The following is a 16,352-nucleotide window of genomic DNA, read 5'->3' on the forward strand; positions in this document are numbered from 1 at the left end:
GAAGCCCCTTCATGGCCTCGCCGTGGGCAACGCTAGCACTCAGCCCGGGATCAAGTCGCGCAGATTTTCGAGGGTGACGACCCGGGAGTCCGGGTGCAGCCCCTCGGGGCGTTCGAGACCGATGTACGTCACGGGCTCGTCCGGGACGGGCTCGCCGTCCCACAGGTCCACGGCCGTGGTGTCGCGGGACATCAGGTCGATCAGGTACCCGACCGTGAGCTGCTCGCGCTCCACGAGGGCACGCACCACCTTGGACACCGACACCTGGTTCGCCTCGACCCGGTTCGCCGCCGAGACGCCCTTCAGGTACAGGTGCAGCCACTTCGCACGCCACCTGCCGTCGTCCCCGCGCCGGAAGACCAGAGGCAGCGCCACCCGGCCCGCCCCGCGCAGCTCCGACTTCATCCGCACCGTGCGCGGCTCGAACGGACGGCCCTTCTGCTCACCGTCGCGCAGCATGAACCCGAAGAACGACTCCTCGACCTTCTCGAAGCCTTCGCCCGCGTAGATGTTGACCTGCGGAACGATGAAGGTGCCGCGCACCCGGTCCAGGGACAGCTCGATGAACTCCGAGGCCCCGTCGGGCGCCTCGGTGACGTCGCCCGAGTGCTCGCCCCCGACGGCTGTCAGGGCCGTGTAGGAGAGCCAGGAGTCGGTGCTGTAGTCGCTGTGCAGGAGCAGGGCCGAAAGGTCGTAGTCGGTCGGGTACTCGGTCTCCTTCCAGTACACGAAGAAGCGCAGCAGTTCGCCGTCGATCTCCGAGACCGAACCCCGCGGCAGTACGCCGAACCCGGCCGCCGTCGCCCTGCCGCTGAGCGGGAGCGCCACGTCGAGGACGTCGGGGTCGAGCAGCAGCCGGCCCGGCGCCGGGAGCCGACGGCGCGTCTCGGCGTCGAGGGCGGCGATCAGGCGGTCCCGGTCGGCGGCCGGTACCGGGGGCCGGACGTCGGGGGCGGCCCAGGCGCGGCCCCGGCGGTTGACGAAGATGCGGGGTTCGTCGGTCTCCCGCTCCCGGTTGTGGAAGTGCTCACGGACCGAGAGGACGACCCGGCCGGAGACCTTGGGAGCGACCTCCACCGCGGCGGCCACCACCACGTCCCGCTCCTCCTGGTCGGCGGCGATGCGCAGCAGGAGGTCCAGGGCGCGGAACAGCCTGCCGGGAGCGGACTTCAGCAGCTCCACCGCACCGGGGACGTCGAAATCGTCGAGGCGCTGCTCGAGGCGGCTGCCGAAGGACCGCGCCTCCTTCTCGCCCCGCGCAACGGCGAACACGTCGGCGGCGTGCGGCCAGCGCGGGTACTCGTGCGGATGCAGACGCTCACCGAGCCGTTTGAAGGGCTCCCGGTGCGCGTGCACATCGGCGAGCTTCGCGGGGTTCGCCGCGACCACCGCGTCGAGGCCCGCGAGCAGTCCCCGGCGCACCGGCCGCGACAGCGCCCGGAACCGGGTCGGCTCCTGGAGCGTCACGTCGCCGCCCGACAGCGCGCAGGCCAGACGGAGCACATCGGTGACGGTGTCCAGCAGCAGGTCGGCGCCGGCGCCGAGGCGGGCCTCGTTGACGACCGCCCGGTTCTCCCGGACGGGGATCGACTCCGGCTGGGGGCCGAGCGCGCATCGCTCGGCGAGCGCCTCGAGGTCGCGCAGGTGGTCCTCGCCCAGTGGCGTCGTGCTGCCCGCCAAGGCCAGGTACAGGTCCGTGAGTTCGTCGTCCAGGTCCCGCCCGAGGTGCAGGACGGTCACCCGGTCACCCGCCGCGGCGATCAGCTCGTCCTGTGCCGCGAGCATCTCCTCGTAGGTGTGCTGGTAGCGGCCGTACGTGGGAAGGCTGAGCAGGTCCAGCACTCCGTGCGCCAGCTGCGTCAGCACGCTCTCGCGCGACGTGTCGTCGCCGAGCGCCTCCGTCACGCACCGCATCCAGAACTCTTCGGTGTCCGGCACGTTCGCCGGAAAGTCGATGAAGTACGCGTTGTGCCGGACGTGGTCGCCCACCATCTCGCTCACGGTGCGCAGCGTTCGCTCGGCCATGTGCACGACCGCGGCCTCGGACAGCCCGGACAGCCGCTCCAGCAGCTCGGCCGAGAGCTTGAAGCCCACGGATGTCAGCGCCGCGTCGAACTGCCGTGCGGCGGCGGCCCCCTCCCCGGCGGAGCCCTTCGGGGAGGGAAGACGGTGGGTGTGCCGGATGACCAGCGATTCGAGACGGTGCGCCATTCGGGGATGATCGCAGAGGTGCGAGAGCCGACGCACAGGAGTTTTCGCGTACGCGCTCCCAGCTGGCGTGGAGCCGCTCAGGAGCGGCCGTACTCCGCCAGGGCCGGTGCCAGCAGGTCGAAGGCGCGCGGCGCCTCCCGCGTCAGCACCTCCGCGATCTCCGGGTCGGCCGAGCCGGCCAGGGTCAGTTCCTGGATGCGGGAGAAGAGAACCCGGTGGACTCCGCCCAGCAGTGCCGCGGCCGTGCGGGGTGTGATGTCGTCGGGCGAGGCGGCCGTCGCCCCGGCCAGGGCCGCGGCCAGCGCCTCCTCCCGCCGGTCGTGGAGGCCGCGCAGGCAGGAGGTGAGGGTGGGGCTGTCGGCGATCATGCGGGTGAAGGCCGGGCCGGCGAAGCCCGCGACCGGGTCCTGGGCCTCCACCGACGCCAGGAAGGCACGGCGCAGGGCCGCCAGCGGGGTCTCGCCCGGTTCGCGCGCGGCGACGGTGCCGGCCAGGGCGCCGACGAACTGCTCCTGGTGGTCGAGGGCCAGGTCCTCCTTGCGCGGGAAGTAGTTCGTCACCGTCTTCTTGGCGACGCGGGCGGCGTCGGCGATCTCCGCGATCGTCGTGCGCTCGAAGCCCTGCTCGATGAAAAGCCTGGTCGCGTGGTCGGAGATCAGCTGCCGCGTCTCGCGCTTCTTGGTCTCGCGGAGGCCCGGCGCCGGTGTGTTCAGGTCCATGCGGTTAATCTTACCCCGGTAGTATTTATATGTTGACGATGAGGATACTCTCTGCGTAAAATTAGACTCGATGAACGAAATATCCATACGGGAGTACACCGTCAGCAGCCCGGACGCCGGCCCCTACGCCCTCACCGAAGGGCCGGACGGCGCCCTGTGGTTCACCCTCGTCCACCAGGACGCCGTAGCCCGCCGGGACCCGGGCGACGGGAGTGTCACCGTCCACCCGGTCGGAGCCGGGCCGACCGTGATCGCACCGGGCCCGGACGGGGCGATGTGGTTCACCGAGTACCGGGCGCACCGCGTCGGCCGTATCGCCCCTGACGGCAGCTACTCCTCCTTCGCGCCCCTGACCTCCGAGGGCGGGCCGTTCGGAATCGTCGCCGGGCCGGACGGAGCCATGTGGTTCACGCTGTCCGGCGTCGACCGCGTCGGCCGCGTCACCATGGACGGCGAGGTCACCGAGTACCCGGCGCCCGGCGCCTTCCCGTCCGCCCTCACGGTCGGCCCGGACGGGGCCCTGTGGTGCGCCCTCAACCAACAGAACGCCGTCGGACGGCTCACCACCGACGGCCGCGGCACCGCTCACCCCCTGCCGACCGAGGGCGCCGCGCCGGTGGGCATCGCCGCGGGGCCCGACGGCGCGCTGTGGTTCACCGAGATCGGGGCCGGGCGGATCGGCAGGATCACCGTGGACGGCGAGATCACCGAGTATCCGCTGTCCGACCCCGCGGCCCGGCCGCACGCGGTCACGGCCGGGCCCGACGGTGCGCTGTGGTTCACCGAGTGGGGCAGTGGCCGGGTCGGCAGGATCACCGTCGACGGCCGCGTCACCTCGTACGCGCTGTCCCGCCCCGACAGCGAACCGCACGGCATCGCCCGGCACGACGGCGCCGTGTGGTGCGCCCTGGAAACCGGCTCCCTGGCCAGAATCGAAACCACCGTGAAGGAGAACCTCGCTTGACCGAGCAGACGAACCACACCATCGACTCCCCCGTCTTCGACGCCGCCGCCGAGTTCGACCGGCAGGTCCGTACGCTCGAAGCGCTCGGCTACCCGGCGCTCTCCGGGCGCACGGAGGAGGAGTTCGCCGAGCTGGTGGCGCCCCTGCGCGCCGAGGCCGTGGCCCACGCGGGCGACCCGGGCCAGGAGTACGACGCCGCCGTGTCCGGCCGGGTGCCGTTCGTCCTGGTCGTCACCCGCGAGCTCGCCCCGATCGAGCGGGCCATGCCGCTGACCACGCTGCACGGCGGCCGGCTGCCCGGGTTCGTCGACCGCAGCTTCGAGCCCGGCTCCCTGGAGCGGTTCGTCGCCACCGAGGAGGCCGCGCCGCCCTGCCCGGACGGTGTCCACCTGCTGTTCGACGTCGAGCGCGGGGAGGAGTTCTGCGGGGACGTGCCGGGCGACGCGATGGCCACCGTCGCCGAGCGGGACCGCAGTCCGCTCACCATCGAGGAGGGCATCGCGCTGATGACGCACGCGCCGCGGATCCTGGTCAAGAACAAGTGCTTCTCGCTGGGCGGCTCACGGTCCGGCGACCGCCGGGTCCCGGCGATCTGGATCAGCCAGAAGGCCCCGAAGCTCGGCTGGTGCTGGGAGGGCAACCCGCACACCTGGCTCGGCATGGCGTCGGCCGGCGGCCGGCGGGCCTGACCGGACGCTCACGCCGGTCCGGCCGCTCCCCCGCCGCCATGGCCCTGGTACCGCAGCAGCAGCATCGCGGCGTCGTCGTGATGCGGCCCCGCCGCGTGCCGCACCAGGTCCTCGCGGAGGGCGTCCAGGGCGCGGTGGACGTCGGAGTCCTTCAGGAGGTGGGCGCGTTCGGCGAGCGGGTAGAAGCCGCCCTCGTCGTCCCGGGCCTCCGTCACGCCGTCGGTGTAGAGGAGCAGCTGGTCGCCGGGGGTGAAGGGCACCGGGAACGGCTCCGGGCCGGGGTCGCCGTGCGCGCCCAGGCCCAGCGGGAGGGCGTAGGAGGGCGGCTCCGGGAAGTCGGCGGTGCCGTCGCGGTGGACGACCATCGGGGCCGGGTGGCCGTAGTTGAGGAGGACGACCTGGTGGTCGTAGCCGATCTCGGCGACGATCGCGGTCACGAACTTCTCGTCCTCCAGCTCGCGGGCGACGCTGCGTTCCAGCCGCTCGCCGAGCTTGACCAGGTCCTTCTCGTCGTACGCCGCCTCCCGGAAGGTGCCGAGGACCCTGGCCGCGGTCTCCACCGCCGCCAGGCCTTTGCCCTGCACGTCGCCCACGATCACCCGGACGCCGTGCGGGGAGGCCACCACCTCGTACAGGTCGCCGCCGATCCGGGCCTCGGCGAGCGCCGAGGTGTACGAGACGGCCGCGTGCAGCGGGCCCGCGGTCAGCGGTACCGGGCGCAGCAGGACCCGCTGGGCCACCTCCGCGATCGACCGCACACTGGCCAGTTCCGCCTCCCGGCGCGAGCGCATCACGGCCGCCGCGATCCCGACGCCGGTCACACCGGCCACCGACACCATGGCGGTGTAGCCGCGGGGGCGGTCGAAGAGCCCGTTGTACAGCCCGAGGCCCACGCAGAGCAGCAGCGCGACCAGCCCGATCACCGCCGTACGCCGCCAGCCGCCGACCAGTCCGGCGAACGCCGGTCCCAGCGACACCAGCGGCAGGAGCCCCACCCCCGGCCCGGCCGTGAGATCCACGACGGCGACCACGGTCATGGCCGCGGCAGGCATCCAGGACAGCATCGTGGAGCTGGATGGCGACTTCTTCACGGTCATGACTACTCCGGTGTCGCAGCGCTCAAGAGTCGCCTTCTCCCTTGTTCTCAGGCGTCCCTCCCCAGTCTCTTAGACTATGCAACGGTTTGATCGCGCAGGAGTTCCCGAGCGGTCCTTAACCCAATCGAGGCCGAGCGACGCGCCCGTCGGCACGACATGTCGCGGGGCTAGCATCCGGGCATGACGACCTCAGAGAACACGCAGCGCAACGACAGCCTCCCCCTTGACGTCGGGATCGGCGCCCTCCAGGGCGGATCCGCCGACCTCTCCCAGTACGCGGGCCGGGTCGTACTGGTGGTCAACGTGGCCTCCAAGTGCGGGCTCACCCCGCAGTACGCCGGCCTGGAGCGGCTGCACGAGCGGTACGCGGAGCAGGGCTTCACCGTGCTCGGCGTGCCCTGCAACCAGTTCATGGGCCAGGAGCCGGGCAGCGCCGACGAGATCGCCGAGTTCTGCTCGGCGACGTACGGCGTGACCTTCCCGATGACCGAGAAGGTGGACGTCAACGGGGAGGGCCGGCATCCGCTGTACGACCGGCTGACGGGCTTCGCCGACGCCGAGGGGCACAGCGGGGACATCCGCTGGAACTTCGAGAAGTTCCTGATCGGGCGGGACGGCAAGGTCGCCGCGCGGTTCTCGCCGCAGGCCGAGCCGGAGTCGGCCGAGGTCGTGGCGGCCGTGGAGGAGCGGCTGGCGGGTTGACCTTGCCCCTGGGGCAGGCCCGAGCGTCGTCGTCGCCGGGCGGAACAGGCCGCCCGGCGACGGAGGATGACGACGTGGACGGTGCCCGCGACGACGAGTTGCTGACCATCGGGGCGTTCGCCGCGCGGGCCCGGCTGTCGGCCAAGGCTCTCAGGCTGTACGACCGTATGGGCCTGTTGGTGCCCGACCATGTGGACGAGACCACCGGCTACCGCTACTACCGCACCGGGCAGACCGAACGCGCCCGGCTCGTGGCCCTGCTGCGCCAGCTGGACATGCCGCTCGCGAAGGTCGCGGAGGTGGTCCACGCGGACGGGCCCGGGGCCGCCGTTCTGCTCGACGCCTACTGGGCGGGAGTGGAGGCCCGGGTGGCCGGGCAGCGGACGCTCGCCGACTACCTCCGTGGACGTCTTTCGGGGAGGAGCTCCGAGGTGTACGGAAAGTTCGTGGTCGAGACGGTGGACGTGCCCGCGCAGGTGGTGATCAGCGAGACCCGGCACACGCTGGCGGGCGAGCTGCCGGCGTGGATCGGTGCCTCGCTGACCCGGCTGGAGGAGGCGGCGCGGGGCTGCGGGGGTGTGACGGCGGCGCCGTTCGTCGTCTACCACGCCGAGGTGTCGATGGAGAGCGACGGCCCGGCGGAGTCGTGCGTGCCGGTCGCCGACGAGGTGGCGGCCCGGGCGTGGAGCGAGGAGCGGGGGCGGGCCTGGCAGTCACAGGTGCGGGTGGAGCCGGCCCGGCGGCTGGCCTACACCCGGATCACCAAGGCGCAGGTGGCCCATCCGCAGATCCTGGCCGCCTTCGAGGCGGTGGAGGAGTGGGTCGCCGCTCAGGGCCTGTCGGTGGCGGGTCCGTGCCGTGAGGTGTACTTCGCCGACTGGGAGGCGTCGGGCCCCGAGGACCCGGTGTGCGACATCGCGTTCCCCGTGAGCTGAGCTCGACCGAACCGAGCTGAGCTGACGCGGGGTCGGAACTGAACAGAGCCCTCTCGGCAAGGTCGGCGAACTGGTCGAGAGGGCTCCGTCGTGCCTGGGCGGCGCGCGGAGTCGTTACTCCTTGACCGAGGTCACGAAGGCGTTCCACGCGTCTGCGGGGAAGGCCAGGACCGGGCCCTCGGTGACCTTGGAGTCGCGGACGGCGAGTGCCGCCACGACCGGTGACTTGACCTCGACGCACGCGCCGTTTCCTCCGGAGTAGGAGGACTTGGTCCACGATTCCTGGGCGCCCTGAAGAATTGCCATGTCTGCTCCGATGGCGAGTGCTGAGTGCGGTTTACGCCAATGACGCTTGATCTTTGGCGTGATCGACGCTACTCGCTGCTCTCGCCGATCGGAGCAGCCATTCACCCGACCGGATGGCATATTCCAGGTGACTCTTCCAGACCGCGCACCAGGGGTGTAGCATCCGCCGCCACGTCAGCGGGCGTACTCCTTCGCCACATCCTCGATGCGCCGCCGCGACTCTTCCACGTTCAGGGCCTGCGCCCGCAGATGCTCGTACATCACCGTGTACTTCTGCACGTCCTGCGCCTTCTCCAGGTACAGGTCGCTGGTCACGCCCTCGATGTACACGACGCTCGAGTCGGCGGCGTCGGCGAACTCCAGGATCGAGTACTGACCGTTGATGCCGGGGTGCGCCCCGACGTCGAACGGCAGCACCTGCACGGTGATGTGCGGCAGCTGCGACATCTCGGCGACGTGCTCCAGCTGCTCGCGCATCACCTGCTTGCTGCCCACCACCCTGCGCAGGCAGGCCTCGTCCAGGACCACCCACAGCCGCAGCGGGTTGCTGTCGGCGGAGATGCGCTCCTGGCGCCGTATGCGGACCTGGACCCGTTTCTCGATGTCGGCGACCGAAGTCTCGGGCAGAGCGCCCTGGATGAGCGCCTCGGCGTACGGCCGGGTTTGCAACAGGCCGGTGATGATCTGGGGCTCGTAGGTCCGCAGCGACTCCGCGTCGGTCTCCAGGCCGATGTAGACGCTGTACGGGATGTCCCCGAAGGCGTGCCACCAGCCCTGTTGGCGCGAGTCCTTCGCCATCTGCATCAGCGAGTCGACGATCCGCTGGTCCTCGACCTCGTAGACCCCGCACAGGTCGCGGACGTCGCGCTGGCTGATGCTGCGCCGGCCGTTCTCCAGGCGGCTGATCTTCGACTGCGAGACCAGCAGCCGCTCCGCCACCTCCTCGGCCGTCATGCCCTTGAGCTCACGGAGCCGGCGCAGCTCCTGGCCCAGCCGGCGTCGCCTGACGGTGGGATTGACATTGGACGCCACGGGACGTGCACCTCCGGCTGCGTGACTCATACCTGCCACTTTGCGTATCTGCTGCTGAGCAGACTGCCACCAAGGTGCTTTCTACCGCTGGGAAACGGTCGATATGCGCCGCGTACACGCCAGTTCGGGGCGCCACCCGTACACATGGCCGCGCGGGGCGGCGGGACCGTACCGCTGTCCGGGCGTGCCGGACGTACGGTCGGTCCCGCCGCCCCGCGCGAACCTGCGGCTCCCGTGACCGGGCACAGGGGACTGGCGGTGCGGCGGTGCGGTACTGCTGTGACTCGCTGTTGTGACTGCTCACTGCGGTGCGTTGCTGCGGTGGGTGCGGCTCAGTGGGCCACCGCACGCGCCATGGATCCGTGGCGCGGTTGCGCCGGAACACCGCGGGCGGGTTCCGGGGCGGGCCTGGTTCCCGGTCCCGCGGCCTGGCGGCCGGCCGGGGCCGGGGCCGGGGCACGGCGTGGCTGGGCCGCCGCGCCGTTCTGGACGTCCATCACCGCGTGCGCCACCAGTCCGCCCATGGGGTCGTGCCTGATGAGGTCCCGCAGGCGGGACCGTGACGAGCGTCCTTCGTTGCCCGGGTAGAGGTGCTTGCCGAGACCGACCGCGTGGGCCAGCGCGGCGAGCGCCGCGGTCCGCGGGTCCGGCGGTACGCCGGTGCGGATCGCCGAGTCAAGGCGGGCCTTGATCTCCCTGCTGATCGCCGTGTCCGTCGCCTGATAGCGAGTCGTCGGCAGCACCCCGCACATCTGGCCCTCCACGGCATGCACCATGCCGCATCGCTCCAGATGCGAGAGGTAGGTCTGGCGCAGCCCCAGGCGGGGCCCGCCAATCCAGTTGACCGCCCGTACGGGAGCGCCACGCCTTCGCAGCAACTCCAACGCGCAGTCCAGTGTTGGATCTCCTGTCGGCCGTGGTGCCACCACGGCGATACGATCCCCGTCTGGGGCTATCCGTCCGGCCAGCGCCAGCTCCACCAGCTGTGCTCCGGCCAGACCGAGGTCGAGCGACTGCGGCTGTGCGGTGGTACCCGTGGTCGGGTCCAACGCCAGCAGCAGAAGCTCCTCCGGAAGTGTTCTGCGGCTCCTGCCCATCCATGCCTCCCCGCGTGGATGAGAGACAGGGTGACCCCTCTCACATTGGTCTGTCGAGGGTGCGTGACCGGTTCGTAGTGGAACCAGTAGGTATGTCGTTCTCGTCTACCGCGTGGGTTACCCCCGTACACAGGACACTGGTACATGGTTTCGGTACGGGTTCGGTAGCGCACACAGGACGTGCGGCGCATGGAGGAGGCATCGGTGGCGGGCGAGTCCCCCGACAGTTCGAAGCAGCGCGAGTCGTCGGAAGAACCGACGTCGGGGAGCGCGGGTCCGGTTCCCGAGGCCAGGACCGAGGCGAGCGAGACGCGTGATCCGCGGCTGGCGGTGGCACGGGAGGACGCGAAGCCGTCGGCGTCCGCCGGGTCCCGTGGGGGCGTCGATACGGCGACCCGGGTGCTGTCGGTTCGCGAGCGGGAGGCGGAGGGCGACGCGGACTCCGACACGGAGGCCGAGGCCGACGCCGCCGGCTCGGAGAACTCCGTCGAGGACGGCCTCTCCGAGACGCCCGAAGAGTCCGACAAATCCGAAGTTTCCGATACGTCCGACACGTCCGAGGGCGATCGCGCCGAGCCCGCCGCCACCACCGACGGCCGGCTGCGGGACGCCGTCGCGGCCTGGGTGGCGACCGCGGACGAGCGGGCCGCCGCGGAGGCCGGCGCCGAGGACACGGCGCGCGCGGGGGCCGCGGACTCCGACGCGCCCGAGGGCGGACGCGACGCGAAGGCCACGGACACCGACCCGGGCTCCGGGACCGGCTCCGACGCGCCCGCGGACGCCGAAGAGCACCCGGACGGCGAGTCCGACGACCACTCCGACGACCGCGCCGACGCGCGCGAGGGCACGGAGGAGCGCGCGGACGCTGCCGCCGCCGCGGACTCCGACGCGTCCGAGGACGCCGAAGAGCACGCGGACGGCGAGTCCGACGGCCGCTCCGACGCACCCGCGGACCCCGCGGAGAGCCCGGATGACGAGCGCGCCGCCGGGGCCGCCGACAGCGATGCCCGCGACGGCTCCGCGGACGACGAGCGACCCGTCGATCACCCCACCGCCGTCTTCAAGGCCCCGCGGCCCTCCGCGCCCGCCGTCGACCAGCCGACGACCATGCTGAAGCTGGGCGACACCGCCAATCCGCCCAAGACCGGCAAGGGCGTCAAAGGCGGCAAGGACGACAAGGGCGGCGACGCCCCCGCTCGGGCCGCCGAGAGCGAAGCCGAGCGGACCAGCAAGTTCGTCGCGCTCCGGCACCCGGACGACCCCGCGACGCGCAAGCCCCCGCCCGTGGCCCCCAGGGCGCCGCAGGCACCCCGTACCGGGGCCACCGCCGCCGTACCGCAGGTCGGGCCCGAGCGGACGACGCAGCAGCCGCTGCCGCCGAAGCCGCCGCTGGACCTGCTGGCGGAGCTGACGAACACCCCGCCGCCCCCGGAGACCCCGCTGCGGACGACGGTGCGCCGGGTCAAGATCTGGACCCCGCTGGTCATCCTGCTGGTGATCGTCTTCGGCGTCGTCCAGTCGATGCGCGCACTGCCCGCGCCGGAACTCGACCTCACGGCGCAGGACAGTTTCACCTTCGAGGGCGGCAAGCCCGAGATCCCGTGGCCGTCCAGCGGGCAGGCCGCGCTGGACGTGCAGGGCATCGGCACGTTCGGCTCGTCCGGCGATCAGAAGCCCGTGCCGATCGCGAGTGTCGCCAAGGTCATGACCGCGTACGTCATCCTGCGCGACCACCCGCTCAAGAGCGGCGCCGAGGGTCCGAAGATCGAGATCGACCAGGCGGCGGAGGACCAGTCGCAGGCCGGCCAGGAGTCGACCGTCAACGTGTTCCAGGGCGACTCGATCTCGCAGCGCGAGGCCCTGGAAAGTATCCTGATCGCGTCCGCGAACAATGTGGCGCGGCTGCTCGCCCGCTGGGACGCGGGGTCCGAGAAGGCGTTCGTGGAGAAGATGAACGCCGCCGCGAAGGACCTCGGCATGACCAACACGACGTACACCGACCCGTCGGGGCTGAACAACACGACGGTGAGCACGGCCGTGGACCAGGTGAAGCTCGCCAAGGAGGCGATGAAGGAGCCCGCGTTCCGTGAGGTCGCCGCGATGATGTCGTACGACGACTACAAGGGCGTCAACCACTCCAACTGGAACCACCTGGTCGGCCACAACGACGTCGTCGGCATCAAGACCGGCACCACCACCTCCGCGCTCGGCAACCTGGTCTTCGCGGCGAAGAAGGAGGTCGGCGGCGAGACCCGGACCATCGTCGGTGCCGTGGTCCGCCAGCCGGCGGGCGGCAAGGACAACACCATCCTCGGTGCCGCGCTGGACTCCAGCGACAAGCTGATCCGGGCCGCGCAGGACACGCTGGAGTCGTCGACGATCCTGAAGAAGGGGAGCGTCGTCGGGTACGTCGACGACGGCCTCGGCGGCCGGACGCCGGTCGTCGCCACACAGGACGTCAAGGCCGTCGGCTGGCCGGGCCTGACCGTCAAACTGACGTTCAAGGCGGACGAGGTGCCGCACACGGCCGCGGCCGGCACGAAGGTCGGCACGCTCACGGTCGGCGACGGCGAGGCGGCCGGCGCGGTGAAGGTGCCGGTCGCCCTGCAGGAGGACCTCGTGGAGCCCGCCTTCACGGACAAGCTGACCCGCCTGGGCTGACGGCCGGGCCGCGCCGACTCGAACGCCCCCACGGCCACCCGGCCGCGGGGGCGTTCGCGTCCCGGAAGGTCCTGGAAGGTCCCGGAGGGTGGCCGCGGGGTCCCGGAGGGGAGGAAGCCACGGTGCGGGAGTGCGTGCTAGCGTCACGAAACGGGCAGGTCGCCGGTCACGGGGAACGGGACACGGCCGTAAGCGGAAGACGGGACACGGGGAGTGCCTTCAGGTGGCCACTGCGGAGCCGACACGCGCCGACGACGCCGATCCGGGCCCGGGAGCCGGCCCGCGACCACACGTACCCGCGCCCCGCAAGGACGCCGGGGAGAGCGGGCGGAGCGGGCGGACCGGCAGTGGCCCGGCGGACGGCGGCCGTGAGCCGGACCGTGCCGAGCCGGAAGCGCCGTCCGCTGTGAAGGCCGCCTTCCTGGCCCTGCGCGAGCGCATGCTGCGCCACCCCGTGCTGTCCGTGACCGCCCTGGCCGGAATCCTCCACATCGCCTGGTTCTTCACGTTCGCGAACAGTGGCGGCGACCTCGCGGCGCAGGACGCGTGGTCGGAGTTCGTCGGCCGCCATCCGGACTCGGCGTACAACCTCGCCTGGTACGGCGGCATGCACCCGGTGTCGTACAGCGTGGTCTCGCCGTATCTGATGTCGGTGCTCGGCGTGCGTACGACGATGATGATCGCGGGGACGCTGTCGGCCGGGCTGCTGACGATGATCCTGATCCGCAGCCGGGTGGTCCGCAATCCGCTGTGGGCGTCGCTGGCGGGCCTGTTCGGGCTGCTGGGCAACGCGGCGTCGGGGCGGGTGACGTTCGGGCTGGGCATGATGTTCGGTCTGGGCGCGGTCGCGGTGGTGTTCTGCTGGCCCTACCGCTGGCGGCACGAGCGGTGGGCCAAGGGGCTGTGCGCGGCGCCGCTGGCCGCGCTGTCCACGATGGCCTCGCCGGTCTCGGGTCTGTTCGTGGGGCTGGTGGCGGTGGCCCTGTTCCTCCAGAAGCGCCGCCCGGGTGCCTGGTCGCTGGGTCTGGCCCCGGCGGCGGTCGTCGCGCTGTCGGCGGTGCTGTTCCCCTTCTCCGGTACGCAGCCGATGGCCTTCGGCTCGGCGGTCCTGCCGATCCTGTACGCGGGCCTGGTGTACGTGTTCGTGCCGCGCACCTGGACGACCGTACGGATCACGTCGGCGGTCTACGGCCTGTCCGTGCTGCTGGTCTGGCTGATCAGCTCCCAGATCGGCTCCAACATCACCCGCCTCGCGATGCTCTTCGCCGGGGCGGCGCTGGTGGCCGCGCTGCCGTTCACGGTGGCGCGGACGCGCAAGTGGTACGCGCTCGTGGTCGCGATCGTCGGCTTCGCCGGCTGGATCGGCTTCAAGTCGGCCGACGACGTCATCCACACCCAGCCGACCGCTTCCTGGGCGCGCGAGCTGGCGCCGCTCGTCAACGAGCTGCAGGAGGTCGGCGCGGAGAAGGGCCGGGTGGAGGCCGTACCCGCCCGCTCCCACCGGGAGGCCTCGGCGCTCGCGCCGTACGTGAACCTGGCCCGCGGCTGGACCCGCCAGGCCGACATGGAGCGCAACCCGCTCTTCTACGACGACACGCTCAACTCGGCGAACTACCACGAGTGGCTGAAGCGCTGGGCCGTGCACTACGTGGTGCTGCCCAAGGGCGAGCCGGACGGCGACGGCGGCAAACGCGAGCGGGAGCTGCTCCAGCGGGGCCTGCCGTACCTGAAGCAGGTCTGGGGCGACGCCAACTGGCAGCTGTTCCAGGTGCTGGACCCGACGCCGCTGGCCGAGCCCGACGCCGTCGTCCAAAGTGCCGAGCAGGACGAGTGGACGATCGACGTGAAGCGGCCGGGCCGCGTTCTGGTCCGGATGCCGTACTCGCCGTGGCTGAGCCTCGTCGACGCCGAGGGCAAGAAGCTGGAGCCGCCCCAGGAGACGGAGGCCTCCAAGAACGGCCCGGAGGGCACGCCGAAGACGTACGACAACGTCAACGGCTGTCTGACCGAGACGGAGGAGACCGCCGAGGGCGACAAGTGGACGATGCTGATCGCCCCGGAGGCGGGAACGTACCGGCTGGCGTCGCCGTACGGGCTGAAGCGGGGCACGCCGTGCCCGGACGAGCTGAAGTAGGCGGCCTCGGGACACCCCTCGGGTGTTCATGTAGGTGAACAGGGGTCAGCAAGCCGAACATTTTTACTCGCTCTTGACCCTCCCGTTCCTTGTCGTGCCCGCGTCGGCGCAACCACGATGAGCGGGCACTTCGCGGCCTGCCTCGCCCCTACCCCGCTCATGCGAAGTGCCAACCAGCTGAGCGGAGTTCACAAGGCGGACCCCGGAAGGGGGCACATGAACGGTCTCGACTGGTCCGTGCTCATCGGCTACTTCGCCGTCATGGTGGCGATCGGCCTCTGGTCGCACAAACGCGTGGACAACGTCAGCGACTTCTTCACAGCCGGCGGCAAGATGCCCTGGTGGCTCTCCGGCATCTCGCACCACATGTCGGGCTACAGCGCGGTGATGTTCACCGGGTACGCGGGCATCGCCTACACCTACGGCGTCACGTCCTTCGTCACCTGGTCCTTCCCCATCGCGCTCGGCATCGCCATCGGGTCCAAGCTGTTCGCGCCGCGCATCAACCGGCTGCGCTCACGGCTGCACGTGGCCTCTCCCCTGGAGTACCTCAAGAACCGGTACAACCTGCCCACCCAGCAGGCCCTGGCCTGGTCCGGCATGCTGCTGAAGATCGTGGACGTGGCCGCGAAGTGGGCGGCCATCGCCACGCTGCTGTCGGTCTTCACCGGCATCTCCCTCAACCAGGGCATCCTGATCACCGGCGTCGTCACGGGCATCTACTGCACGATCGGCGGCCTGTGGGCGGACGCGCTGACCGAGCTGGGCCAGTTCATCATCCAGCTGCTCGCGGGTGTGGCGATGTTCGTGGCCGTGGTCGTGAAACTCGGCGACCACGGCGGCTTCTTCGGCGTCTGGGACGAGCCCGAACTCCAGGGCCACGGCGAACCGCTGGTCGGCCCGTACGGCACGGTGTTCCTGCTCGCGTTCCTCTTCATCAAGCTCTTCGAGTACAACGGCGGCATGCTCAACCAGGCCCAGCGCTACATGGCCACGAGCAACGCCCGCGAGGCCGAGCGGTCGGCGCGGCTGTCGGCGGTGCTGTGGCTGGTCTGGCCGCTGGTGCTGTTCTTCCCGATGTGGATGTCGCCGCTGCTGGTGGAGTCGCAGAAGGCGGACGGCTCCGACTCCTACGCCCTGATGACCGAGCAGCTGCTGCCGCACGGTCTGCTGGGCCTGGTCATCGTCGGCTTCTTCTCGCACACCATGGCCATGTGCTCCTCGGACGCCAACGCCATCGCGGCCGTCTTCACCCGTGACGTGGCGCCGGTGCTGTCGGCACGGGCCAGGGGCTGGAGCGAACGCGCCGGGCTGCTGGCGGCCCGGCTGGCGACGGTCGTCTTCCTCGGCCTGTCGATGGCGGTGGCGACGCAGGTCGACTCGCCGACGTTCAAGGACATCATCACCGTCGTGATCAAGTGGGTCGCCGGACTGATGGGCCCGATCGCGATCCCGATGATGCTCGGTCTGCTGCGGCCCTTCCGCCGCTCGGGCCCGACGGCCGCGCTCACCAGTTGGGCGATGGGCCTGCTCGCCTTCTGGCTGGTCAACTACCCGATCAACTGGAACGTGGAGGGCGGGGTGCCGCTGGAGTACCAGGTGTCGATCCCGCTGGCCGTGTCGCTGGTCCTGTACGTCCTGATCGGTTTCCTGAAGCCGGAGGACACCCCGGAACGGCTCGCGATCATCGAGCGGGTCAACACGGACGGCGACGACGACGCCTCCGGCGCGGCGGCCGCGATCCCGACCCCGGCGGGCGGTGTGGAGGAGGCGCTGGGAACGGCGCGGGTGAAGGACTGAGCCAC

At 71.2% G+C, this 16,352-nt stretch carries 13 protein-coding genes; 7 read left to right on the plus strand and 6 right to left on the minus strand.

The features are described 5' to 3' along the window. Positions 1–39 precede the first annotated feature (39 nt). Together ACFW48_RS07985 and ACFW48_RS07990 are read right to left on the minus strand one after the other, a co-directional pair. Entirely contained in the window at positions 40–2,211 is a 2,172-nt protein-coding gene (locus tag ACFW48_RS07985; protein WP_386311474.1) for a hypothetical protein, read from the minus strand. A gap of 77 nt (positions 2,212–2,288) precedes the next feature. Beyond that, a complete protein-coding gene (locus ACFW48_RS07990) occupies positions 2,289–2,930 on the minus strand; it encodes a TetR/AcrR family transcriptional regulator (RefSeq protein WP_386311476.1) in 642 nt (213 codons plus the stop codon). A 70-nt stretch (positions 2,931–3,000) separates the two neighbouring features. On the opposite strand from ACFW48_RS07990, the gene ACFW48_RS07995 reads away from it, so the two are divergent. Both ACFW48_RS07995 and ACFW48_RS08000 read left to right on the plus strand, forming a co-directional pair. Next, positions 3,001–3,894, plus strand: coding sequence for a virginiamycin B lyase (locus ACFW48_RS07995; RefSeq protein ID WP_386311478.1), 894 nt, complete (start codon positions 3,001–3,003; stop codon positions 3,892–3,894). Beyond that, a complete protein-coding gene (locus ACFW48_RS08000; protein WP_386311480.1) occupies positions 3,891–4,583 on the plus strand; it encodes a DUF5701 family protein in 693 nt (230 codons plus the stop codon). Before ACFW48_RS07995 ends, ACFW48_RS08000 begins: the two co-directional genes overlap by 4 nt. Positions 4,584–4,591: 8 nt before the next feature. Here the strand turns inward: ACFW48_RS08000 and ACFW48_RS08005 are convergent, their stop codons facing one another. Further along, a complete protein-coding gene (locus ACFW48_RS08005) occupies positions 4,592–5,680 on the minus strand; it encodes a PP2C family protein-serine/threonine phosphatase (protein ID WP_386311482.1) in 1,089 nt (362 codons plus the stop codon). A gap of 180 nt (positions 5,681–5,860) precedes the next feature. On the opposite strand from ACFW48_RS08005, the gene ACFW48_RS08010 reads away from it, so the two are divergent. Both ACFW48_RS08010 and ACFW48_RS08015 read left to right on the plus strand, forming a co-directional pair. Next, on the plus strand, positions 5,861–6,382 hold the full coding sequence (locus ACFW48_RS08010) for a glutathione peroxidase (RefSeq protein WP_386311484.1): 522 nt from the start codon (positions 5,861–5,863) through the stop codon (positions 6,380–6,382). A gap of 74 nt (positions 6,383–6,456) precedes the next feature. Continuing rightward, positions 6,457–7,317: a MerR family transcriptional regulator gene (locus ACFW48_RS08015; protein WP_386311485.1), complete on the plus strand. Its 861-nt coding sequence runs from the start codon at positions 6,457–6,459 to the stop codon at positions 7,315–7,317. 114 nt (positions 7,318–7,431) lie between these two features. Here ACFW48_RS08015 and ACFW48_RS08020 read toward each other — a convergent pair whose 3' ends face one another. The 3 genes from ACFW48_RS08020 to ACFW48_RS08030 form a co-directional block, all read right to left on the minus strand. Further along, positions 7,432–7,623 carry a DUF397 domain-containing protein gene (locus tag ACFW48_RS08020; RefSeq protein ID WP_210963792.1) on the minus strand — a complete coding sequence of 64 codons (192 nt, stop codon included), beginning with the start codon at positions 7,621–7,623 and terminating at the stop codon, positions 7,432–7,434. A 174-nt stretch (positions 7,624–7,797) separates the two neighbouring features. Next, the gene (locus tag ACFW48_RS08025) at positions 7,798–8,655 is read right to left on the minus strand and encodes a helix-turn-helix domain-containing protein (RefSeq protein WP_386311487.1); all 858 of its coding nucleotides are present in this window, start codon (positions 8,653–8,655) and stop codon (positions 7,798–7,800) included. A gap of 332 nt (positions 8,656–8,987) precedes the next feature. Continuing rightward, the gene (locus tag ACFW48_RS08030; protein WP_386311488.1) at positions 8,988–9,752 is read right to left on the minus strand and encodes a GPP34 family phosphoprotein; all 765 of its coding nucleotides are present in this window, start codon (positions 9,750–9,752) and stop codon (positions 8,988–8,990) included. A gap of 189 nt (positions 9,753–9,941) precedes the next feature. Here ACFW48_RS08030 and ACFW48_RS08035 point away from each other — a divergent pair, with 189 nt between their 5' ends. The 3 genes from ACFW48_RS08035 (at position 9,942) to ACFW48_RS08045 (ending at position 16,347) form a co-directional block, all read left to right on the plus strand. Beyond that, on the plus strand, positions 9,942–12,413 hold the full coding sequence (locus tag ACFW48_RS08035) for a D-alanyl-D-alanine carboxypeptidase (protein WP_386311490.1): 2,472 nt from the start codon (positions 9,942–9,944) through the stop codon (positions 12,411–12,413). 223 nt (positions 12,414–12,636) lie between these two features. Beyond that, positions 12,637–14,547 carry an MFS transporter gene (locus ACFW48_RS08040; RefSeq protein ID WP_386311492.1) on the plus strand — a complete coding sequence of 637 codons (1,911 nt, stop codon included), beginning with the start codon at positions 12,637–12,639 and terminating at the stop codon, positions 14,545–14,547. 216 nt (positions 14,548–14,763) lie between these two features. Further along, positions 14,764–16,347 carry a sodium:solute symporter family protein gene (locus ACFW48_RS08045; RefSeq protein ID WP_386311494.1) on the plus strand — a complete coding sequence of 528 codons (1,584 nt, stop codon included), beginning with the start codon at positions 14,764–14,766 and terminating at the stop codon, positions 16,345–16,347. Positions 16,348–16,352: the final 5 nt, after the last annotated feature.

This window comes from Streptomyces sp. NPDC058812, assembly GCF_042744565.1.
GTDB classification, from domain to species: Bacteria; Actinomycetota; Actinomycetes; order Streptomycetales; family Streptomycetaceae; genus Streptomyces; species Streptomyces thinghirensis.

Excerpts from the sequence above, each read along its gene's own strand:
- ACFW48_RS07985 (WP_386311474.1), bottom strand. The coding sequence starts at position 2,211 with ATGGCGCACCGTCTCGAATCGCTGGTCATCCGGCACACCCACCGTCTT.
- ACFW48_RS07990 (WP_386311476.1), bottom strand. The coding sequence starts at position 2,930 with ATGGACCTGAACACACCGGCGCCGGGCCTCCGCGAGACCAAGAAGCGC.
- ACFW48_RS07995 (WP_386311478.1), top strand. The coding sequence starts at position 3,001 with ATGAACGAAATATCCATACGGGAGTACACCGTCAGCAGCCCGGACGCC.
- ACFW48_RS08005 (WP_386311482.1), bottom strand. The coding sequence starts at position 5,680 with ATGACCGTGAAGAAGTCGCCATCCAGCTCCACGATGCTGTCCTGGATG.
- ACFW48_RS08010 (WP_386311484.1), top strand. The coding sequence starts at position 5,861 with ATGACGACCTCAGAGAACACGCAGCGCAACGACAGCCTCCCCCTTGAC.
- ACFW48_RS08020 (WP_210963792.1), bottom strand. The coding sequence starts at position 7,623 with ATGGCAATTCTTCAGGGCGCCCAGGAATCGTGGACCAAGTCCTCCTAC.
- ACFW48_RS08030 (WP_386311488.1), bottom strand. The coding sequence starts at position 9,752 with ATGGGCAGGAGCCGCAGAACACTTCCGGAGGAGCTTCTGCTGCTGGCG.
- ACFW48_RS08035 (WP_386311490.1), top strand. The coding sequence starts at position 9,942 with ATGGAGGAGGCATCGGTGGCGGGCGAGTCCCCCGACAGTTCGAAGCAG.
- ACFW48_RS08045 (WP_386311494.1), top strand. The coding sequence starts at position 14,764 with ATGAACGGTCTCGACTGGTCCGTGCTCATCGGCTACTTCGCCGTCATG.